At 66.6% G+C, this 21,679-nt stretch carries 18 protein-coding genes and 1 pseudogene; 3 read left to right on the forward strand and 16 right to left on the reverse strand.

Annotation, left to right across the window (positions count from 1 at the left end):
* Positions 1–4: 4 nt before the first annotated feature.
* The 8 genes and pseudogenes from MYMAC_RS09360 to MYMAC_RS09390 form a co-directional block, all read right to left on the reverse strand.
* Entirely contained in the window at positions 5–1,405 is a 1,401-nt protein-coding gene (locus MYMAC_RS09360) for a sigma-54-dependent transcriptional regulator (RefSeq protein WP_095957832.1), read from the reverse strand.
* Positions 1,402–2,898 carry a sensor histidine kinase gene (locus MYMAC_RS09365; RefSeq protein ID WP_239989445.1) on the reverse strand — a complete coding sequence of 499 codons (1,497 nt, stop codon included), beginning with the start codon at positions 2,896–2,898 and terminating at the stop codon, positions 1,402–1,404. Before MYMAC_RS09365 ends, MYMAC_RS09360 begins: the two co-directional genes overlap by 4 nt.
* A 146-nt stretch (positions 2,899–3,044) precedes the next feature.
* Positions 3,045–4,436 (reverse strand): multicopper oxidase family protein, encoded by a 1,392-nt coding sequence (locus MYMAC_RS09370; RefSeq protein ID WP_239989446.1) that lies wholly within the window; start codon positions 4,434–4,436, stop codon positions 3,045–3,047.
* Positions 4,437–4,601: 165 nt separating this feature from the next.
* Positions 4,602–7,904: an efflux RND transporter permease subunit gene (locus MYMAC_RS09375; protein WP_095957834.1), complete on the reverse strand. Its 3,303-nt coding sequence runs from the start codon at positions 7,902–7,904 to the stop codon at positions 4,602–4,604.
* Between the two features lie 5 nt (positions 7,905–7,909).
* Entirely contained in the window at positions 7,910–8,995 is a 1,086-nt protein-coding gene (locus MYMAC_RS09380) for an efflux RND transporter periplasmic adaptor subunit (protein ID WP_239989615.1), read from the reverse strand.
* Positions 8,996–9,061: 66 nt separating this feature from the next.
* Positions 9,062–9,340: pseudogene (locus MYMAC_RS38545) on the reverse strand (heavy metal-binding domain-containing protein); the annotation flags it as partial.
* A 13-nt stretch (positions 9,341–9,353) separates the two neighbouring features.
* Positions 9,354–10,796 (reverse strand): TolC family protein, encoded by a 1,443-nt coding sequence (locus MYMAC_RS09385; protein ID WP_239989447.1) that lies wholly within the window; start codon positions 10,794–10,796, stop codon positions 9,354–9,356.
* Between the two features lie 450 nt (positions 10,797–11,246).
* Positions 11,247–11,696, reverse strand: coding sequence for a cupredoxin domain-containing protein (locus MYMAC_RS09390; protein ID WP_095957837.1), 450 nt, complete (start codon positions 11,694–11,696; stop codon positions 11,247–11,249).
* A 533-nt stretch (positions 11,697–12,229) separates the two neighbouring features.
* Here MYMAC_RS09390 and MYMAC_RS38335 point away from each other — a divergent pair.
* From MYMAC_RS38335 to MYMAC_RS09405, 3 genes are all read left to right on the forward strand, one after another.
* Entirely contained in the window at positions 12,230–12,571 is a 342-nt protein-coding gene (locus tag MYMAC_RS38335; protein WP_275663346.1) for a heavy metal-binding domain-containing protein, read from the forward strand.
* The gene (locus MYMAC_RS09400) at positions 12,568–14,076 is read left to right on the forward strand and encodes a TolC family protein (protein WP_095957839.1); all 1,509 of its coding nucleotides are present in this window, start codon (positions 12,568–12,570) and stop codon (positions 14,074–14,076) included. The genes MYMAC_RS38335 and MYMAC_RS09400 overlap by 4 nt, the downstream gene beginning before the upstream one ends.
* 274 nt (positions 14,077–14,350) lie before the next feature.
* Entirely contained in the window at positions 14,351–15,559 is a 1,209-nt protein-coding gene (locus MYMAC_RS09405) for a multicopper oxidase family protein (RefSeq protein WP_239989448.1), read from the forward strand.
* Positions 15,560–16,459: 900 nt separating this feature from the next.
* Here the strand turns inward: MYMAC_RS09405 and MYMAC_RS09415 are convergent.
* From MYMAC_RS09415 to MYMAC_RS09455, 8 genes are all read right to left on the reverse strand, one after another.
* Positions 16,460–16,690 (reverse strand): hypothetical protein, encoded by a 231-nt coding sequence (locus MYMAC_RS09415; protein WP_095961545.1) that lies wholly within the window; start codon positions 16,688–16,690, stop codon positions 16,460–16,462.
* 5 nt (positions 16,691–16,695) lie between these two features.
* Complete coding sequence (locus MYMAC_RS09420; protein ID WP_095957842.1) at positions 16,696–17,085, reverse strand: gamma-glutamylcyclotransferase family protein; 390 nt, start codon at positions 17,083–17,085, stop codon at positions 16,696–16,698.
* Positions 17,082–17,522: a gamma-glutamylcyclotransferase family protein gene (locus MYMAC_RS09425; protein WP_095957843.1), complete on the reverse strand. Its 441-nt coding sequence runs from the start codon at positions 17,520–17,522 to the stop codon at positions 17,082–17,084. Before MYMAC_RS09425 ends, MYMAC_RS09420 begins: the two co-directional genes overlap by 4 nt.
* A 532-nt stretch (positions 17,523–18,054) precedes the next feature.
* Entirely contained in the window at positions 18,055–19,020 is a 966-nt protein-coding gene (locus tag MYMAC_RS09435) for an amidoligase family protein (protein WP_095957845.1), read from the reverse strand.
* Between the two features lie 376 nt (positions 19,021–19,396).
* Complete coding sequence (locus MYMAC_RS09440) at positions 19,397–19,702, reverse strand: hypothetical protein (protein WP_239989449.1); 306 nt, start codon at positions 19,700–19,702, stop codon at positions 19,397–19,399.
* Between the two features lie 155 nt (positions 19,703–19,857).
* Complete coding sequence (locus tag MYMAC_RS09445) at positions 19,858–20,103, reverse strand: hypothetical protein (RefSeq protein WP_095957847.1); 246 nt, start codon at positions 20,101–20,103, stop codon at positions 19,858–19,860.
* Positions 20,104–20,182: 79 nt separating this feature from the next.
* Positions 20,183–20,524 carry a hypothetical protein gene (locus MYMAC_RS09450; protein WP_095957848.1) on the reverse strand — a complete coding sequence of 114 codons (342 nt, stop codon included), beginning with the start codon at positions 20,522–20,524 and terminating at the stop codon, positions 20,183–20,185.
* A gap of 198 nt (positions 20,525–20,722) precedes the next feature.
* Positions 20,723–21,061, reverse strand: coding sequence for a hypothetical protein (locus MYMAC_RS09455; protein WP_095957849.1), 339 nt, complete (start codon positions 21,059–21,061; stop codon positions 20,723–20,725).
* Positions 21,062–21,679: the final 618 nt, after the last annotated feature.

Below are 21,679 nucleotides of genomic sequence, written 5' to 3' on the forward strand. Positions count from 1 at the left end.
ACGTTCAGACCGGCTCCTTGAAGTCATCGGAACGCAGGCCATAGCGCTTAAGGAGACGGTGGAGGCTCTCGCGTTCCATGCCCGCCCGTTCTGCGGCCCGCGTCACGTTGCCGCCGAACTCTCGCAGCAGGGCGATGAGGTAATCGCGCGATGCGCGGTCCCGCGCCAGGTCCACCGCCTCTCGGAAGGGCATTTTTACCAGTTGGTTTGTAAGCAGCGCTCCCTGTTGTTCCCCAGTAATTTCCGGAGGAAGGTCGCCTGCGCCCACGCGGGCGCTAGTGGCGATGGCCACCGCGCGCTCGATGGCATTCTCCAGCTGGCGTACGTTGCCGGGCCAGCTGTACCCGGTGAGCGCGCGCAGCGCGTCCGGCTCCAAGCCGTCTACCGGCTGGCGGTAGGTCTTCGCCGCCTTCTGCACGAAGAACATCGCCAGCAAGGGGATGTCTTCCCTCCGCTCACGCAGCGGCGGCAGCTGTACCGGGAAAACATTGAGCCGGTAGTAGAGGTCCTCGCGGAAGCGGCCTGCGGCGACCTCGGCCTTGAGGTCGCGGTGAGTGGCGGTGATGACGCGTGCGTCGATGCGGCGCGCGACCGAGTCCCCTACACGACGCACCTCCTTGTCCTGGAGCGTGCGGTTGAGTTTCACCTGAACGGCCAGCGGCAGCTCTCCAATCTCGTCCAGGAAGATGGTCCCCCCTGACGCGGATTCGAAAAGGCCGGGCTTGGTCTCCACGGCGCCGGTGAATGCCCCCCGGGCGTGACCGAACAACTCGCTCTCGATGAGCTCCGAGGGGAGCGCGCCGCAGTTGACCGCGACGAAGGGCCGGTCCTTGCGTGGGCCGTGGTAGTGGATGGCTCGGGCCACCAACTCCTTGCCCGTTCCTGTCTCACCGGTGATGAGCACCGTGATGTCCAACTCGGCGGCGCGCTCCAGCAGGCTATAGAGCGCGCGCATCGGTGCGCTCCTTCCAATGATGTTTTGGAAGCTGTAGACGCCCTCTAACTCGCGCCGCAGTGTGGCTGCTTGCTCCTTGAGTCGTTTGCGCTCAAGTGCGCGAGCAACCACCAGGGATGCCTCATCCGGGTCGAAGGGCTTGGGCAGGTAGTCGTAGGCCCCCTCCTTGATGGCCTCCACTGCCTTGGAGACGGAGGCATACGCCGTCACCATGATGACCTCGGTGTCCGGCGAGTGCTGCTTGACGGCCTTGAGCACCTCGAAGCCGTCCGCCCCTGGCATACGGATGTCCGTCACCACGAGGTCGAATTGCTGGGCCTGGATGAGCGCGAGTGCACGGCCTCCATCTTCAACCGTCCGCACTTGATAGGCGTCACCGAGAATGCGGGTGAAGAGGTGGCGCATGTTCTCTTTGTCGTCGACAACGAGAACGCTCGGTCTGTTCGTCACGGAGTACTCCGGGGGAGATGCAGGGTGAACTCCGCGCCCCGTCCGGGAAGATTGCGCGGCTGGATATGGCCTCCATGGGCTTGAGCGATGGCCTGCGATACGGCCAGCCCCAGCCCGGTGCCTTGAGGCTTGGTGGTGAAGAAGGGCTCGAAGAGTCGCTCGTGCGCTTCAGGAGTAAGGCCCGACCCAGTGTCGCTGACAGAAAGCGCCACCTCGCCTTCTCGCGCGTGGATGGCCACCTTCACCTGCCCCGAGGGTCTCGCGGCCTCCACGGCGTTCTTGACAAGATTGGTGACCACTTGGCGAAGCCGCTGCGGGTGGCCGGCCACCTGGGCGTCGCCCTCCACCGTCAGGGAAACGTCGGAGAGCTGGATGGACTCCCGTAGCCGGGAGATGACTTCCTCTACCAGCTCTCGCAGCGCCAGCGTCTCCCCCGGAACTTGGAGCGGTCGTGACAGGTCGAGCAGCCCCTCCACGATGTCACGGCAGCGCAGCGTCTCCTCTTCGATGATGCGCAAGTCGTCCGCCAGCGCACCTTCCGCCTTGCGTTGAAGCAGACGCACGTAGCCGAGGATGACACCCAGGGGGTTGTTGATTTCATGCGCCACACCCGCTGCGAGGCGGCCAATGCCCGCCAGCCTCTCGCTGTGCACGAGGCGCTCCTGGTGCTCACGAAGCGCGGCGGTCATTCGGTTGAACTGTTGCGCCAGCCTTCCGAACTCGTCCGGGCGGTCCAGCGCGATGCGGGTGGTAAGGTCGCCCGCAGCGATACGGGCCGCGCCGGCCTCCAGCAAGGAGACTGGGCGGGCCACCGAACGGCCAATGTAGAGGCCCACGCCGACGGCGAGGAGGGCCGCAGCGGCCAGGATTGCGAGCGTCCATCGGAAACTGGCGTGTTGAACCGTGCTCGCGTGCTCCTCGAAATTCCCAATAGCGCGCTCGTAGTGCGAAGCCAGGGTGTCAGCGCTCTCCTGGATGACGCCGACCAACTCCAGTGCCCGGGCGTGCTCGCGGACCGCCGTGTCGCGGTCCCTCCGCAGTACAGCGGGCACAAATGCCTCTCGGAAGAGCAGGTCCAGCTCCGCCGTGGTGCGGCGGATTGTGTCCACCTGGGCTTGCTCAGCGGGGGTATCCGCCTGGGCCTGGACCTCATCGAGGAGCGCTAGTGCGCGGCGATGGGCGCCGTCGTAGAGCGGCAGGTGGCTGGCGTTGCCGAGGATGAGGGTATGCGCCAGGTGCGCGTAGATGTCCCGCACCGCGGTCGCCAGCGACAGCGTGGTACGCACGGCGGTTTCCTGCCGCCTCACGCTGTGCAGCGCCTCGTGAATCTCTGCCATGCCCTCGAGCGCAGCGTAGGCCGCCGCGCCGAAGGCCAGGACGAGGAGCGAGAAGGCGTATAGGAGCCTGCGAGCGGTTCCAGACACAACATCCCCCAGCGAACGAGAGCTGGGGATTAGCAATCGACGGGCCAACGCGTCGTTCGCTTTAAACACCTGAATTTACTCCTGCCCAGGCTTCGTTCTCGTTGGTGAGAGGGGTGGGGTGTGATTGATAAGGTCACACTGTGATGAGCCGGGAGACCCGATTCCAGACTTGGCTCAGAGGGATTTTTCGGTGCGTGGGCCGCCGTGTAGAGGGCTCATTGGGAGTCCTCCGCGCGGACATCCACCAACGTCATCATCCCGGACTCGGCGTGTTCCTGGATGTGGCAGTGGAGCATCCACGCCCCCACGTCCTGCGGGAACATCGCGACGTCCACCGTCTCTCTCGGTCCGATGAGCACCGTGTCGCGCCAGTGCCCCTCGTCCACGGGGGTGCCGTCGCGCGCCACCACGCGGAAGAACTGGCCATGCACGTGCATGGGGTGCAGGCGGTAGGACTCATTGACGAAGCGCAGCTTGGCCCACTGGTACGCAGGGAGCCGGTAGACTCGGTGGTGTGCGGAGGCATGCTCCCCCTCGTGCCGGAAGGCCTCGTCATTGATGGTCCACTCGATGCCAAAGGGGCCTCCCTGCCTGGCGTTCAGTCGGAAGGTTTCCGAGGGGGGCAGTGCGCGCGCCGTGGCGAGGTGGGGGGCCGGCATCGTGGCCGCTTCAGTCTTCGCGGGCGGCGACACCGCCTCTCCAGATACCGCCAGCGTGGCGAGAAGGAACGGCCTGCGTGTGAAGCGGTCCACCACCTCCAGCCGCTGCCCGCTCAGCGCCTCGGGGACGATGAAGTCCAGGTCGACGCGGTTGCCCGGAGCGAGTTCCAGGCGGGAGGCAGGCAGCGGCCGGTCGGTTGCCAGCGCGTCGACTGCGATGACAGATGCGTCCAGTCCGTCGAAGGAAGGCGCGAATACACGCCCATTGGCGACGTTGACCAGCCGCAGGCGCACCCGCTCGCCGGGCCGCAGCGCGACCTCTGGCTGGGAAACCCCGTTTACCGTTGAAACTTGGCCCCATCGGCCGTCGTGCGCGAGGTCGTGGCGCGTGTTGAATCGGGCATCGACCTGGCCACTCGTGTCGAGGCGCCAGTCGTCGAGCACCCAGACGAGCTCGCGTGTGAAGAGCCTGGGTTCCCGGTCTTCCACGATGAGGACACCGAAAAGCCCGCGCTCAACCTGCTCGCTCCCTCGCAGGTGCGGGTGGAACCAGAACGTGCCTGCATCCTTCAACTTGAACTCGTAGACGAAGGTGTCCCCGGGCGGGATGGGGGGCTGTGTCACCCCGGGCACGCCGTCCATCCCGTTTGGAAGCCGGATGCCGTGCCAGTGAATGGTCGTGGGTTGCGGCAGCTTGTTGGTGAAGCGCACCCGGACCGTGTCCCCTTGGTTGGCGCGGAGGGTGGGGCCGGGCACCTGGCCGTTGTATGCCCAGACCTCCAGACTCCTCCCATCCAGGAGCGGTAGGACGGTTGGGGCCGCGACGAGTTCGAACTCGCGCACGTGGCCCGTGGATGGGACGTCCTCCGGGTAGGGCGATGCGGAGCGCGGCTGCCGGGCCGGCGTCCCGGCATCATCCTTCTGGCCGAGACTGACTGCCGCGAGCACGGCGAGGAAAGCAACGAGAGCCGCCCCGATGAGCCATGGATTGCGATGCATAAAGTTCTTCCAAGAATGAAGGATTTAGACGCCCTCGCTCCGCATCCATATACGAGCGGGGAGGGGCGCAAGGCCGCCTAGGCAGAGCAGCCTGGCCGGCCCTGGCGGAGAGGGTTATGCAGGAAGCGCGGCAGTGCCGGGGACTTCGGCCTCGGGGGTCGCCGGGCCTGGCACCACCTCGCGGCGCTTCCAAAGGAAGTAGACGGCCGGGTAGACGAGCAGCTCCAGTAGGAAGCTCGTGGCTAGGCCGCCCACCATGGGCGCCGCAATGCGCTTCATCACGTCCGCGCCCGTTCCAGTGGACCACATGATGGGGAGTAGGCCCAACATCGCCGCCATGACCGTCATCGCCTTGGGTCGCACGCGCTTCACGGCCCCGTGAATGATGGCCTCCACCAGGTCGCCCTCGGTGCGCAGCATCCCGCGCTTCTTCGCCTCGTCATGGGACAGGTCGAGGAAGAGCAGCATGAAGGCGCCGGTCTCCGCGTCCAGTCCCATCAGGGCAATCATGCCCACCCACACCGCGATGGAGACGTTGTAGTCGAGCGCCCAGAGCAGCCACACCGCGCCGATGGCCGAGAAGGGCACCGCCAGCATCACCAGGCCCGCCTTGAAGGCCGACTTCGTGTTCATGTACAGCAACCCGAAAATCAACACGAGCGTGAGCGGGATGACCAACTGGAGCCTCTCCCTGACGCGCAGCATGTTCTCGTACTGCCCGCTCCACGTCATGGAGTAGCCGGCGGGCACCTTCACGTCCGCGGCCACCGCCTCCTTCGCACGCTCCACGAAACTGCCCACGTCGTACTTCGACGTGTCGAAGTCCACGTAGACGTAGCCGGTGAGCATGCCGTTCTCATTGCGAATCATTGAGGGACCGTGAGCGAGCACCACGTCCGCGATGGCTTCCATGGGAATCTGGCCTTGGCCACCAGGAAGGGGCAGCAGCACGCGCTTGAGCGCTTGGAGGTCCTCGCGGTAGTCCCGCGCGTAGCGCACGTTGATGCCGTAGCGCTCACGCCCCTCCACGGTGGTGGACTGGTTGTCGCCCCCCACTGCGGTCATCACCATCATGTTTGCGTCGTCCACGCTCAGGCCGTAGCGGGCGAGCTCGTCGCGCTTGAGGACGAAGTCCAGGAAGTAGCCTCCGGCCACGCGCTCTGCGAACGCGCTTCGGGTGCCCTCCACCCGGGCTACCGCGGCCTCCGTCTCGCGCGCAATCCGCTCCACGGTGGCCAGATCCGCGCCCATGATTTTGATGCCTACGGGCGTGCGGATGCCGGTGCTTAGCATGTCCAACCTGCCCTTGATGGGCATGGTCCACGCATTGGAGATGCCCGGCAGTTGGAGCGCGGCGTTCATCTCCGACTCCAGCTGCGCCTGGGTGATGCGGTCACTCCAGAAGGGGCGCAAAAGGCCCTTTAGCCACTCGGGAGCCCATCCGCTGTACCAGCGCGGCACCTCGCGCCACTCGGACTCCGGACGCAGCAGTACCGTGGTCTCCATCATGGTGAATGGCGCGGGGTCGGTGGAGGTGTTGGCGCGGCCAGCCTTGCCGAAGACGCGCTCCACCTCGGGGAAGCGCATGAGCAGCTTGTCCTGGACCTGCAAGACGCGCTGGGCCTCGGTGACGGACATGCCGGGCTCCACTGCGGAGGGCATGTAGAGGATGGTGCCCTCGTTGAGCGGTGGCATGAACTCGCTGCCCAGTTGCAGGTACACGGGGATGCTAGTGGCAACCAGCAGCACGCTCACGACGAGGGTGGCCTTGGCGTGGCGCACCACGAAGCGGCAGGGGCCCTCGTAGATGCGGTGCATTAGCCGGCTGATTGGGTGCCGCTCCTCCGAGTAGTACTTGCCCACCAGAGCCGAGGTCGCCACCGACGCCAAGAACCTCGGGCGGAAGCGGAAGGGCTCCACCCGCGCGAAGAGCATCCGCATTGCGGGGTCCAGGGTAATGGCCAGCAGCGCGGCGATGGCCATGGCCAGGTTCTTCGAGTACGCCAGGGGGCGGAAGAGACGGCCTTCCTGGTCCACCAACGTGAAGATGGGCATAAAGGCCACGGCGATGACGAGCAGGCTGAAGAAGACGCCCGGCCCCACCTCCATCAGCGCTTCCAGTCGCACCTGGTGGAAGTCGCCCTTTTTCCCGTCCTTTATCCAATGGTGGATTTTGTTGTACGCGTTCTCCACCTCGACGATGGCGCCGTCCACGAGCACGCCGATGGAGATGGCGATTCCGGCCAGCGACATGAGGTTGGCGTTCAACCCCATCGCGTACATAGGAATGAAGGCCAGCGCCACCGACACGGGAATCGTGACGATGGGCACGAGGGCTGAAGGCACGTGCCACAGGAAGATGAGGATGATGATTGAAACGATGATGATTTCCTCCACCATCTTGTGCGTCACCGTGCTGATGGCGCGCTCGATGAGGTCCGAACGGTCGTAGGTGGTGACGACCTCCACGCCCTCGGGCAGCGAAGGCTTGAGCTCCTCAAGCTTCGCCTTGACGCGCTCAATGACGTTGAGGGCGTTCTCTCCCTGGCGCATCACCACGATGCCCCCTACGGCGTCTCCCTCTCCGTCCAGGTCGGCCACGCCACGGCGCAGCTCGGGGCCCAACGTCACGCTGGCCACGTCCTTGACGGTGACGGTGGTGCCTCCCTGGGCTTTGAGGACGAGCTTCTCGATGTCCTCAACGTTCTTCACGTAGCCACGGCCACGGACCATGTACTCGCGTCCAGCCACCTCCACGAGCCGTCCACCCACGTCATTGTTGCCCTGACGGACGGCGCGCACCACCGCGTCCAGCGACAGTCCATAGCTGGCTAGCGTGTTGGGGTTGACTGTCACCTGGTACTGGCGCACTTGGCCGCCCACGGTGGCCACCTCGGAGACGCCCGGCACGCTCTGGATGGCGTAGCGCAGGAACCAGTCCTGGTAGGAGCGCAGCTCGTCCAGCCGATGCTTGCCGCCCTTGTCCACGAGCGCGTACTGGAACACCCAGCCCACGCTGGTGGCGTCCGGGCCCAGCTCCACTTTCACATCCTGCGGAAGCTGGGGCGTTATCTTAGACAGGTACTCGAGCACCCGCGTTCGTGCCCAGTACATGTCTGTGCCATCCTCGAAGATGACGTACACGTAGCTGAAGCCGAAGTCGCTGAAGCCACGCACCGCCTTGACCTTCGGGGCGCCCAATAGCGCGGTGGTAATAGGGTAGGTGACCTGGTCCTCAATGATGTCCGGACTGCGGTCCCACCGCCCGTAGACGATGACCTGGGTGTCGGACAAGTCAGGCAGCGCGTCCAGCGGCATATTCCGCATGGTCCACCACGCGCCGATGAGCGCCACCACGGTGGCTGCGATGACCAGGTACTTGTTCTCGGCCGAGAATCGGATGATGGCGCGAATCATGGGCTTCAGTGGCCTCCGTGGCCGGAGGCGGCTGGGGAAGCACTCGCCGGAGGCGAGGAGGAAGACGCCGCCGTGCCGTCTCCGGATGAAGAGGCGGCCAGCGCAGCCAGCGATGCGCGCAGGCGGGACTCGGAGTCGACGAGGAAGTTGGCGCCGGTGACAACCTGGTCGCCGACCTTCAGGCCCGACGTCACCTCCACACTCTTTCCATCCGACTCGCCCAGGTGGACCTCGCGGGGCTGGAAGCGCCCGTCGCCGAGCGCCACGAAGACGACCTGGGTGGTGCCGGTGGGGACGACCGCGTCAGAGGGAATCTTCAGCGCGTTGCGCGTCGTGCCACGGAGCACCACCTCACCGAACATCTCGGGGCGCAGGTCGCCGTCGGGGTTGGGGAACTCCAAGCGCACCTTGACGGTGCGCATCGCCGGGTCCAGCACCGGGTCGAGGAAGGCGACCTTCCCGGCGAACACCCGATTAGGGAAGGCCTTGAGCTGGAGCGTGGCGGGCATGCCCACCTTCGCGTGGCGCAACTCGCTCTCGTACACGTCCGCGAGGACCCACACACGTGACAAGTCGACGACCTCGTAAGGCGTAGCGCCCAGTTCCAGGCGCGCTCCCTCGACGACGTCCTTCTTGGTGATGACGCCCGAGATGGGTGACACCAAGGTGAGAGTGCGGCTGGCCTCGCCCGTTTTAGCGAGCCGCTCCAGAGTCGCTGGCGGCACGTCCCACAGTTGCAGCTTGCGTCGAGCCGCCGCGACCAGCGCATCGCCATCCGTCGCCATCCCACCGGCCTGGCTCAGCGACTGGCGGGTGCGCAATGCCAGCAGGTACTCCTCCTGCGCGGCGAGCAGCTCAGGGCTGTAGACGGAGAAGAGCGGCTCTCCCTGGCGCACCGGCTTGCCGGTGAAGTCCGCGTACACTCGCTCGACGAAAGCAGCCACCTTCATGTTGACGCGCCGCACGCGCGTTTCGTCTATTGCCACGCGGCCGTTGGTCCGCCAGGTGCCCCCAACCTTGCCTTCCGTCACCGGCGCGGTGCGCAGGCCGATAAGTTGCTGGCGCGAGGGGTCGATGGTGAAGGGCGCCAAGCCCTGCACCGCGGAGGGGCTTGGGTCGCCGGGAGTAGCCGGCGCAGGTGTCATGGGAACCAAGTCCATGCCGCAGATGGGGCACTTCCCCGGGTGGTCCTGCACGATGCTCGGGTGCATCGGGCACTGGTACTGGGTGGCCGCCGCCTTGGAGTCAGTTGGCGCGGGGGAGGACGAGGGGGGTGACGCGTGGGCGTCGTGCGCTTCATCCCCGTGCGCCAACAGGTGCACGGCGCCACCGCCGAGGACCGCGCTGGCCAGCGCCGTCGATGCGAGTGCGACGGCTCCGAAGCGGCGGCGAGAGGGGACTGGAGAGGATGGAGGAGGGGGATTCACGGGAGACATGCGGGCCTCGGAACTACATTCCGGACATGGAGGAAGCAGGGGAAGGCGTGGCACCCGGAGTGCCACCCGACGGTGCGGTGCTGCGCGCGGGAGTGGACGGGGAGCTGCCCGCACCGGGCATGCCGCCCGAGCCCAGTCCTCCACCGGCGATGGACGCCACGGGCTCCAGGCTCACTTCGGCCTGGGCGATGGCGAGGCGGTGCGCTTCGACGAGCGTCCGCAGGAAGTCTTCTTCGTCGCGGACGATGCCGGTGTTGGCCTCCAGCACCGAGGCAAACGAGGCACGTCCGACCCGGTACTGTGTCAGGGTGCTTTCGGCGGTCGCTGCCGACTGCATCAAAATGCCACTACGGAAGAGGGCCACCGTGTCGCGCAATGCGGCCAGGGCAGTGATGCGCTCCAGTACTCGCAGACGCAGCACCTGCTCCACGGCCTCCTTGGCCCGGGTGGTGGCCTCGGCATTGGCGCTGCTCTCCGCCACCGCGCGGTTCTGCTTCCTCCCGGAGAAGATGGGCAGGGTGATGCCGACATTGGCCTGCCACATGGGTGGGAAGTTTCCTCCTCGGGGCATGACTCCCGCGCTCACGGTGAAGTCAGGCAGGCGCTCACGTCGCGCCAACGCCACCTGCTGGCCGGCCTGCTCCACCGTCGCGTGTGCCTGAGCCAGCTCGGGGCTGCGCGCGAACGCATCCTTCGTCGCCGTCTCGGCGTCGCCGAACTCCGGCACCCCCAGGTCGCGCACGCGCAGGGTCGTCGGCAGGGGCGCATCGAGTGCCCGGCCGCTCAGCCGATTCAGGGTCTGCGCCCGAGTGCGCTCCTCGGCATTCAGTGCCACCCGGCGCTGCCGCAGCCGGTTGAGCTCGAGCTGGGAGCGCAGCAGGTCAGATTGGGCGCCCTCACCGGCCTCGTAGCGGATACGGGCTGTCTCGGCGGATTGCTTCCAGAGCGCCTCAAGCTGGTCCAACAGCATCAGTCGCTCGCGCGTCAGCAGCAGGTCAAGGTAGCCCCGGCGCACCTCGGCCTCGATAGATAGCCGTGCGCGCATGACTTGCGTCGACGCGGCCTTGGCTCCCAGCCGGGCGACCTCTGTGCGCAGTGCGCGCTTCCCCGGGAAGGGCACTGCCTGGGAGGCCATGATGCTGTAGTAGCTGCCCTCCATTTCGCCAATCATGAGCTCGCCAAAGCCATCGTTCTGAATGCCCAGTTGAAGGACTGGGTCCGGCAGGGCACCTGCCTGCGGGACACGCTCTTGGGCTGCCTGGGCCTGTGCTTCGGCTTGGCGCAACTCTGGGCGCGCATCAATGGCTTCCGTGAGGAGTTGCGCGAGCGTCGCGTCCGTCGTGTCCGTCGCCAGGGCCGGTATAGAAGTGGCTCGCGCGGCCGGCGTGCGAGCGTCGTCTTGGGCCAGCGCCGCCACAGGAGAGAGCAGCGCAAATAAGAGGGCAACGTGCCTCATCGAGTCGCGTCGCCACGCAGAGGAAGGGGCTGGCTGGGACATGTTGAAAGTTGATTGCACGACGATGGTGATTGCAGCGCCTGTGCCATGCGCAGTGCCCTGCGGGTGTGGCGGACCGCAGGGGAGAACCGGACTCCATCTGCTCGTAGGTCCGATGAAGCCGGAGCCCGAGGAGTTACGGTGTGACTTCGAGAATCACACCGCGACGTGTGTGCCGCGACGATGCAGGGTTGCTTTCGGGAGGACGTCTTCTTCCGGCTCAGTTCGTCCCGGTGTAGTTGCTGCCAATGCACGAGCGCGAGGAGGGCATCCCACTGGGGCGCGTGAATCGGGCGGGCGGGCTGGCGACGGAGACTGAGGCACTGCCGCGCTCGCTCCGACGACTTCTTGCTGCGTTGGCGGCGAGCCGTAGCGCGGCCCCACGGGAGGCTCACGCCACGGCGCGACAGGCTACTGGATGGTGACGAGCCCGCTGATGTGGTCCATCGCGCAGGCGTAGCGCAGCGTGCCCGACTCGCTGGGTACGAACTCCACAGTCACCGGCGTGTTCAGGGGAAGCGGCTGATTGATGCCCAGGTCGGCCGCAACGAGTTCCGTAGCGCACGTCTTGTCTGTCTTGCGGGTGACCACGAGGCGGACCGGGTGCCCCGCCTTCACCTTCACGTTCGCGGGCTCAAAGCCCTTGGTTGTCACCGCGAGTTCGACAGTCTGGATACCGTTTTTGACGGTCGGGGAGGTAGAGGGCTTTTCCGTAGATGCAGTCCCAGTTGCGCCTCCGTGCGCGGCATGTTTGGACTGCTTGGTGGGCTCAGCCTGCTTTGCGTGCTCGGCACATGCGGCCGCCGGTGTGGCGACGATTAGGGCGAGGGGAGCGAGGGCTCCCATCAGGCGCATCTTCATCGGCTGGTTTCTCCCGGAGTGAGGATGCCCTCGTGACGTGTGGCATCCTGTTGGTACGGTTCGCTGGAGCACAATGCGTGCCGGGCGCTGAACGCACCTCTTCATGCGGGGTTACCGGGGAGAGGCTCCTTGTCAGAGTACCCAAACGGGTTTCCCCGTAACCGGCCTGGTTACGGATGAAACGTTCAATCAGGGCGTTCAATCGAAGCGTCACAGCCCCCGGCTCGTTAGGAGCCGCTGTGTCCGCATAGGCCAATTCCGGACTCAAGCGGGCCGCCAAGAGGGCCGCCAACCGTCAAACCGTGAGCCTCACGGCCCTCTCTAGCTTGGCAGTGTGATGACGCCGGTTACACCCGGCACGGGCCTTCGGTCTGAGAGCAGGCTGGCTTGGCCGTTGCTCTATTGGGGCCCACTTCCTGGCTGCCATCCAGGCAAGTCTCTCGAGGAGCCCCATGCGCAGAACCCTCTGTGTGCTGGCGAATACCCTTTTCTTGGCGGCTTGCGTCTCCGAGCCGAAGAGGCTGCCCGCCTCGATGGATCCGTCGAATCCGGATGCCCCCGAGGCCCCGTCTGCTGCGCTGCCAACCGCATTCACGGCCCCCACTCCGGAAGTGCCCGCGCCCGGCAATGAATCAGAAGGAGCGGAGCATGCCCACCATGGGGCATCCTCTCCGGTCGCCGCCCCGGATGCAGGCGCCACCGTTTACACGTGTCCGATGCACCCGGAGGTGCGGTCCCGTAAGCCGGGTACTTGCCCCAAGTGCGGCATGAAGTTGGTGCCGGAGAACCCAGCGGGTTCGGAGGCCGCAGACGCGGGGCAGTCAGGCCCCGCTCCATCGGGCCATAACCATGGGCGTGGAGGGCCTCCTCCGTGAGGCTGACCTTTCTCGTGGGCGCGGCACTGCTCGCAGGCGGTTGCGCGTCCATCCAGAAGGAGCGGGGCCACGCCGAGGTAGCGGCGCTCGTCGAGGAGCGGCTGGGCCGCAAGACGCGCTGGAACCAAGGCACTCCGGAGGACGCCGAGGTCGCGCGGCATCTCGACGCGCTCCTGAAGGAGGACCTCACCTCGGACCATGCGGTGGAGGTGGCCTTGCTCAACAACCCGGCGCTCCAGGCCACTTACGAGGACCTGGGCGTCTCGCAGGCCGACATGGTTCAGGCCGGCCTGCTCTCCAACCCAACGTTGGACGGGAGCATCGGCTTTCCCATTGCCGGGCGTGGCGTGTCCGAGCACGAGGTCTCGCTGGTGCAGGACTTCGTGGACCTCTTCACGCTGCCCCTGCGCAAGCGCGTCGCCCGGGAGCAGTTCATGGCCGATACGCTACGGGTGGCGCACGAGGCGCTGGCTACCGCGGCCGAGGTGCGTAAGGCCTTCAATCAGGTCCAGTCCCTCCAGCAGTTCGTGGAACTGCGCCGCATGGCTCTCCAGGCAGCCGAGGCGGCGGCGGACCTCTCCGCCCGGCTGCGCACAGCGGGCAACATCACGGAGCTGGACCTTGCGAATGAGCAAGCTGCCGCCGAGGGAGCCCGGCTCGAACTGGCGGAGAGGGAGCTCGCCTTGGTGGAGGCCCGGGAGCATCTCAACCGCCTCATGGGGCTGTGGGGGCCACGCACGCAGTGGACCCTCTCCGCGAAGCTCCCGCCGTTGCCTGACCAGGAGGCCTCACTGGAGTACCTGGAGTCGCTCGCCATCCGTCAACGGCTGGACATCGACGCGGCCCGAAAGCAGGCCATGTTGCTCTGGAATGCGCTGGAACTCGCGCGGAGTACACGCTTCTTCGGGCGCGTGGAAGTGGGCGTTCACGAGCACCGGGATGCGGACGGCCCCAGGCTCTTTGGCCCGACCCTGTCTTTGGAGTTGCCCATCTTCGACCAGCGCCAGGCCCTCATCGCTCGGCTGGAAGCTCAGCACCGCCAGGGCGAGCGGCGACTGATGGCGCTGTCCGTCAACACCCGCTCGGAGGTTCGCGCCGCCCGCGTCCGGCTGCTGTCGCTTCGCATGGTGGCCGACCGTTACCGGCGGGTGGTGTTGCCCCTTCGTGAGAAGGTCGTCGAGCAGTCTCAGCTCCAATACAACGCCATGCAGATAGGCCTCTTTCAACTGCTCGCAGCCAAGCGCGAGCAGGTGGAGGCGTATCAGGGCTACATCGAGTCCGTCCGCGATTACTGGATTGCGCGGGCCGACCTTGAGCAACTCGTGGGTGGCCGACTGCGGGAGGGCGGCGCGGCATCCACGCCATCGCCCGCACAGCCTTCCCAACACGTACCGCCTGTGACGCCCGGGCCACCCGCGCAGCCGGCACAGCCCGGGACACACACCGGGCACGGAAAGGACATCACCAATGGCACGGAGAGCCCCCATGAGCAACCGCACGACTGAACCCGAGCGCGCACCGGCCTGTAAGGATGACGTCTCCGAAACTCTGGAGCGCAGGGGGACCCCTAGAAACCCTCCGGAGATTGGAGCCGAGGGAACGTTGACGCGGCGGACTATGCTGGCGACAGCGGGAGCCACGCTCACGGGAGGCTCGCTGCTACTGAGTGGCTCTGTGGCTCGCGCCCAGTCCGCCGTCCCAGGAGCGCGCGGGCCTCGCGAGGGCTCCGCAGCTGGCACCGGTCAGCGGGATGCGCGGCAGGACTGGCTGCGCCCCGGAATGCCCAACCGGGACTATCGGCCCGTGGTGGTGCCCAATGGCTCCAAGCTGCCGTGGAAGGTCGTGGACAACGTGAAGGTCTTCCACTTGGTAGCCGAGGAGGTGGAGCATGAGTTTGCCCCGGGACTGAAAGCGTTCTGCTGGGGCTACAACGGCCGAGTCCACGGGCCCACCATCGAAGCGGTGGAGGGGGACCGGGTGCGTATCTACGTCACGAACCGGCTACCAGCGGCCACCACCATCCACTGGCACGGCATCCTGCTTCCCAGCGGCATGGACGGCGTGGGCGGCCTCAGCCACAAGTCTATCGCCCCAGGTGAGACGTTCCGGTACGAGTTCACCCTGCGCCAAGTGAGTACGAACATGTACCACTCGCATCATGACGAAATGACGCAGATTGGCCTCGGCATGACGGGCATGTTCATCATCCACCCGCGCCGACCTGTGGGGCCCCTCGTCGACCGGGACTTCGTCATCCTGCTGCATGAATGGCGCATCGACGTCGGCACGGGACGGCCCAACCCGAATGAGATGACGGACTTCAACGTGCTCACCATGAACGCGAAGGCGTTCCCGGGCACGGAGCCGCTCGTGGTGCGCCAGGGCCAGCGGGTGCGCATCCGGCTGGGCAACCTGAGCCCGCAGAACCACCACCCCATCCACCTGCACGGCCTTCACTTCCGCATCACCGAGACGGATGGCGGGCGCGTCCCCGAGTCCGCGCAGCAGCCAGAGGGGACGGTGCTCGTCCCCGTGGGCAGCACACGCGTCATCGAGTTCGTGGCGGACGTGCCCGGGGACTGGGCCCTGCACTGTCACATGACGCACCACATGATGAACCAGATGGGCCATGAGTTCCCCAATATGACTGGCGTGAAGCCGGGGGGCCTGGACGCGAAGGTCCGCACGCTGCTGCCGGGCTACATGACGATGGGCCAGACGGGGATGGCGGAGATGGGCGAGATGGGGATGCCCGTCCCGCCCAACTCCATTCCCATGCTGGGGGCCCAGGGCAAGCATGGTTACATGACAGTGGGAGGCATGTTCACCGTGCTCAAGGTTCGCGAGCGGTTGAAGAACTACGCGGACCCAGGCTGGTACGACAACCCGCCCGGCACCCTGGCAGTGGCGGCTAGCGCGGACGAGTTGCGCCGGGACGGTATCGACGTGAATGCCCCGGCCCCGGTCGAGCCCGGCGCACCGGTCTGACCCTTTCAATGGGCTGGGCCCTGGCGGCGGGCACTGGGGCAGGCACTCACGAAGAATCTCCGGCGTGACTGTTGGAGGCTGTTTCTCCTCATATGTGAAAGGCGGGGCCCTGGACACTCATGGGGCACCGCTGGGGACGCAGCGGCAAGGCATCGCGGAAGGCCGATTCCCATTCCTCAATGCGGCTGCGTAGTCGGTTCCAGCGCGCGCACCTGCTCACGGAATGCGACAGCAGTTCGAACGGATGAATATGCCCGCAGACGCGATGGCGCGGGCCACGACTCGTATTGTTGGAGCGCACCGCTTGAGGATGCGCTTCCTCGCAGCCCAGAATGAATGAGAAGGCGGGCTAAGTCGGGTGGCGGTAGAGCAGCAGTAGGGCAAGTCGACGGACGCGGGCGTGCAGCCGTCGCTCGGCGCATGCGAGGCGAAGAGCTGTCTGTGGAAGTGCGGCATGCCGCCTGCTTTCCACCCTCGACCATGAGCATGAAGAAGCGGCGGGCACTCGCGGAGCGCCTGGGGCGGGCAGAGGTGGAGTTGCAGCAGGCGTATGCGAGGTTGGACGGGAGTCCCGAAGCGCGGACGCGGCTGGCCGAGGCAAAAGCCGAGTACCGACTGGCGGAAGCCGCAGCGTTGCAGATGCTGGGCGCCCGTGAAGCCTTGGTGCTGGTGGAGGCGCGAGGGGCCGGTGAGGGCCCTCTTCGCGCCACGGTGGGCCTCCTGGCTGAAAGCCACGTCGCTGCACACGGTGGCCAGGTGGCTGAGGAGTGGCGAGGCACGCGCCGCAAGCGGCGGGCGCGGCCTGTGCCCGCTGAGCGATTCCTTCGAAGTGGAGTCGCGACGGCGCGCGGCTGAAGCCGTCCTTCGCCGTAGGGGAGAGCGCGCCTTGCAGGCGCGCCCTCACCCCTTCGTTGCCAGGCCCTCGCGCAGCATCTCGTCCACCAGCGAGGCGGCCTTCTCCTCGTCGGTTTCACCCTGGATGCGCAGCGCGACGGACTCGAAACGCTGGGCATTGCCTACCACCCAGTCGATGTACTCGCCCAGGGACAAGCGCTCCACTCCGAAGGCGATGTCCTGCATTCCCTTCACGATTTGGACGGCAGTGCCCTGAAGGACACGCCCGTCGCGCATGACGATTACCATGGCTTCCTCTCCTGTAGGTGTCGACGCCAGCAACCAGATTCGATGATGGGGCGGCCGGCCAACCGCCCCTTGGGAAACAGGTATGCCTCGACGCGGCCGGCACCGTCGAGGGCAATGGACGTGCGCTCGTAGAAGCGAGGGTGGCCCTCAAGCCTGTCGAGCGCCGCCAGCATGAGCGCGTCGACTTCGTACACCTCCCCTTCGACAGCGTGCTTGCCCCTGGCCGCGAGGGCAGGGAAGGGCCCGTAGTCGTAGAGGCTGAAGCTGGGGTGCGTCCGCGCCGGGCCGATGAGGCGTGCGCCGCGCAGGAGACGGTGGTTGGGTTCGCCAGACAGCAGCGTCCCGTAGACGAAGACGCGCGTCGAGGCTGAAGTGCGCTTCACGCCGCACCTCCCAGGGCGCCCGAGAGGGCGGCGCGGTTGAAGCCCAGGCGCCCGTATGCGTGCCAGAGGACGAGGAAGTAGCGGGCGGCGGGAGGCCAGGACTCGAAGCCTGTTTCGGGCTGGAGGTACACCAGCGCACGGCGGCGCTGGCCGGCTCTGTCCGTCACCAGCCGAATGGCGCGCCGGTATGCGAAGGGGTGCCCCTCGAAGGCGTCGAGGGCGCGCAAGTCCTCGGGCGTGAGACGGTACAGCAGCCCTTCGACGTGGGCGCCGCGCACGCGCTGGAGGCTGGCGACGGCGCCGCCCCAGCGGCGGCTGTGCCCGCCAAACACCAGGGTGTGGCCGGGAAGGGTGGCCCGGGCCTCGACGGTGGCGCCAGGGCAGCGCGTGCGCATTTGGGCCCTGTCGAGGTTGGAGCCGTAGGCGAAGTAAAGCATGGGGTTCCTCCTGTTGAGGGCGGGTTCGCGGCCCGCCGTTGTCATTGCCAGCCAGGGCACCCGCAGGGCTCTGGCGCGGTGACTCCATGGTAGGGGCGTACTGGGGTGGGCTCGCCGTCCTGCGAGGCGGGGCCTACCTCTCGTTGCTGACGCGGGAGGCGTCGCGCCTCTCGTTGAAGAGCTCCACCCTCGCTTGGGCCCGAGCGCGGCGGTGCGCGAGGCGCGTCCCCCGGGCGTGCGCTTTCCGGGAGAGGCGCCCGCGGTACTTCTCGACGGGGAACTTGCCGTGCCCTGGGCAGCAGCCTCTGTCCTTGCGGGTGATTCCGTATGCTTTCATTGCTGTGTCTCTTGTGCTGGCGAGGGGCACCCGCCCTTCGCGAAAGACATACACGCTCTGGTTCGGCATTGAAGCAAGCCCTGTTTGAGGCGGCGCGAGGGGCGCGGGATGGGCGGGCCCGGCATCCCTCCTGGGGAGCCCCCTGGCGCGAGCGCAGGCGGGCGCCAGGGCTCCGTGGCGCCCGCGAAGGCCTCGTCACGCGGCGGCCAAGGCTTCGGTGGGTGCGCTGCCCCCAGCGCCGCCCTGCGCGCCCTGCGCGCCCTCGCTGCCGGGCGAGCCGTCCTCCCCCCCGCCCGAGCCGCGCCGGTCGCGGCGCTGGCCCTTCCAGGCGGCGCTGCCCTCCAGCTTCTTGAGGAGGTGGAGGCGGGCCGTCTTGAATTCCTCGCCGATGAGGCCGAGGTGGAGGAGGAACACCCGGAAGTCGTACTTGGCGGTGGCGGGGTTGAAGTCGCGGCGCTTGCTGGAGGCGGCCTTCGAGGCCAGGGCCCGGGAGGCCAAGGCCAACACCAGTTGGACGTAGGCCTTCACCTCTCCCGCGTGCACCGAGCCGTTGAAGTACCGGAATTCAATCGTGCCCCGGAAGAAGAGGCTGTTGAGGTTGAGGCCGTGGTAGCGGCTGGAGTCGTAGCGGCTGGGCATGCTGTTGCGGCGCCCGTACCAAGCCTCATTCACCTCCTGCATGGTGCGCGGGCGCCGGGCTTCCAGCCGCTGGAGGAAGGCCCCATCGATGGGCTTGCAGAAGCGGCTCAACCGCGCCGCGCTCACCCCGAGGGCCGTCTCCAGGAGGCGCTCCTGTTTGTGCACCATCTTGACGAGGTTGGTGACGCTCTTGGCGTCGAAGCGGCTGCCGTCGACGTGGATGTGGATTCCGGTGGAGGCGTCGGCGCGGGCGCCGGCCTCGCGGGCGGCGCGCACCACCTGCTGTAAGGCTTCCAGGTCCTGGTAGGTGAGGATGGGGGAGACGATTTCGCCGCTGTAATCGCCCCCGCTCAGCGAGGCGTCCGCCACCACCTTCCAGGCGCGGCCCTGGGCGTCCGTTACCTGCATGCCCCGGTAGTCGCCGGAAACGTGCCCGCCCACCGCGCTCTGAATCGCGTGGGCCAGCTTCTGGCGGCTGGCGCCAACCGTCTCAATCTCAATTCCAAACCGGAGCGTCTTCATGGGATTTGCCTCTCGCATTCGCGCGGGGCTGTGGCGCCCGTCGCGAAACACATACACGCTCTTGTGTGCGAATGAAGCAAGTCCGCTTCGGCGTCTGGATTGGTGATATTTGTGTGCTTGAAATAGTCGCGAGAATTCGCGAGGTTGCGCGGCGGCCGTCTGCAGGGCGGGCGCGGCAAGTCTGCCTGGGTTGGGGCGGCCGGCGGAATTCCAGTGTGTGTGATTGCCTCGGCAGCCGGGATGCGGGGGCGATACACCCCAGACTGGATTCCCCCGCCCCAGCGGCAGGCTCAGCCGGAGGAGTCTCCTGCCTACGCCGGGCTGCTGGCGGGCGCGCGTTCCGCGTGGCGCCTGCCGAGGGGGGGCTCAGGAGGGCTCAACCCACGAGGCTTTTGAGCATTGCCGTCGCTCGCTCGTTCTCCTCCGGAGTGCCCTCGCCAAGCTCCAAGTACACGCGGCCCCCGGAGTACATGAGGATGTCCGGGAGGAATTCAATGTGCACATTCCAGAGCGCTCCCTCCGGGGTTGCCATCTCGATATCGGCGTAGAGACGATGGAGCGCGGCTCTCAACGTGCGCTGGCGCGTGTCCCTCGGGAAGCGCACCTCGATGTACGGCTGGGGAATCCCATAGCGCGCGATGCGCTCTCCCACCATCATTGACTGCTGGCTCGTTGCGGCCACCGTTGTCCTCGCATTTTGTTGGAAGGGGCGTTGCGAATGATATACACGCTCTTGTAGGGGCGTGATGCAAGTTGAGTTCGCGGGGCGGCGCCGACGCCTGGGCTCCCGTTGCTCCTGTCGTAGGGCCCCGAGGCGAGCCGTGGGGGGCGTCTGTTTCAGGGGGACTTCGCGGCGGACGGGCGGGAGGTGGCGCGCTGCCCGTCCTCGGCCACCAGTCGCTCCTGGAAGAGAGCGACGAGCGTTTCGTCCGGTTGGCAGTCGAGGCTATTGGCAATTTGCCTGTCCATGCGGACCACGGCGGTCAAGTAGCCGGCGCGTGCGTCAACGCTCAGGGCCGTGTTGCATGCAACCTGTCGGTACAGGAAGAAAAGGTCATCAACGTCTTCGGCGGTGAACGACATGGGCTCCAGGTGCTGCGGTTGTTGGTGTGGCGGGGCACTCGAGCGGTGCTGCGGCGCGGGTTCCTCCCGTCCCTGCTGCTCAGCTCGGCAGCAGGGCGTTGAGGAGTCTCATCCCGCGCATGGCCTCGGCATGGTCTCCCTCGGCCAGCTCCAGGTAGATGCGGCCGTGGTTCGCCTCCGCGAGGCACGCGGTCTGCACAATCCACCGCTCGTAGGTTGGCGTGCGCAGTTCCACGCTGGCGGCGAAGGTGTAGAGCATCGCGCTCGTCTCCCGGTGGCTGGAGCCGCGCGGGAGGAAGATGTCCACCTGCGGCTGAGGCGTGCCGTTCTGGCTCTTGCCGAGGCTCAGATTCAACGTGACGTTCTGGGGCTCGGTTGCCGTCGCTTGGCCAACGTGACGGGACTGGGGGGCGGTCTTCATGGCGTGCGTTCCTTTGGGGGCGGGCCGTCGTTGGCCTTCGCGAAACGCATACATCCCTACGTGGGGAGGCGAAGCAAGTCGCGTCTGGTGTCTTACGCCGAATGTGCCGGCGCCCCGAATTGGGATGTAATTCGGTGTCTCGGGATTGGGATGGGAGCCCGCGCGGTCCTGCGGCGCGGGTTCCCCTGCACCTTCCGCTCAGCCCATCAGGGTGCGGAGGAGCATCATTCCGCGCATGGCCTCGGCATGGTCCCCCTCGGACAATTCCAGGTAGATGCGGCCGTGGTTCGGCTCTTGGATGCTCTGGGTATGCACAATCCACCGCTCGTTGGTGGGAGTGCGTAGCTCCAGGTCGGCTGACAAGGCGTGGAGCGTCGCACTCAGATGCCGGTGGGTGGAGCCGCGCGGGAGGATGACGTCCAACTGCGGTTGAGGCGTGCCGTACCGGCTCGTGGCGAGGTCGATGCGCAGGGTGGTGTTCTGGAAGTCAACCACCGTCATGTGGACAAGGTGGAGGGGCTTGGGGGAGGTGGTCATGACGTGCGTTCCTGTGAGGTTTGCGCGGCGCTTCGTTGCCCTTCGCAAAAGGCATACATGCTCTGGTTGGCGGGTGTATCAAGTCCTCTCTGGTGTTTCGTGTCTTGTGTTTCTGGGGGTTGGGTATGTCTTTCGTGAGGGCGTCTTTGCCTTGCGTCTTCGGGTGGTGTGAGGCATGTCACCCTTGTTTCCGGTGGTGCGGGCGCTCCCGCGTGGCCGTGGGGCTCAGTTCGTCCAGGGCGGTTTGGGCGTCTTCGGCGCTCCAATCCACCAGCCGCGGCAGGCATAGGCCGATGGTAGGTACCCGCTCAGCGAGCCGACTCAGCGTCTCGGTGGGGACGCCCTGGTTCTCTGTTCGCACCCAGCGGCGGAGGAACCGCGCCCAGACTCTCTGGCTGGGGAATCGATACAGGGCACCTGCGACATCGACGTAGACAGGGGAGTCACTGGGGCTCTCCAGTCGCTCAATCGTCACACGGTAGTCGCCGGGGCGAATGGGGTGGGGGAGGTGCGCTTCGATTTCGGAGAGCAGGGCCGCCCGGCGGTTGGGCACGCCGAGCCTGAGTTTCTGCGGGACGGAGATGATGTGGCTTGTCTTCATGTCGTGAGCCGAGGCGT

The organism is Corallococcus macrosporus DSM 14697 (assembly GCF_002305895.1).
Lineage (GTDB): Bacteria > Myxococcota > Myxococcia > Myxococcales > Myxococcaceae > Myxococcus > Myxococcus macrosporus.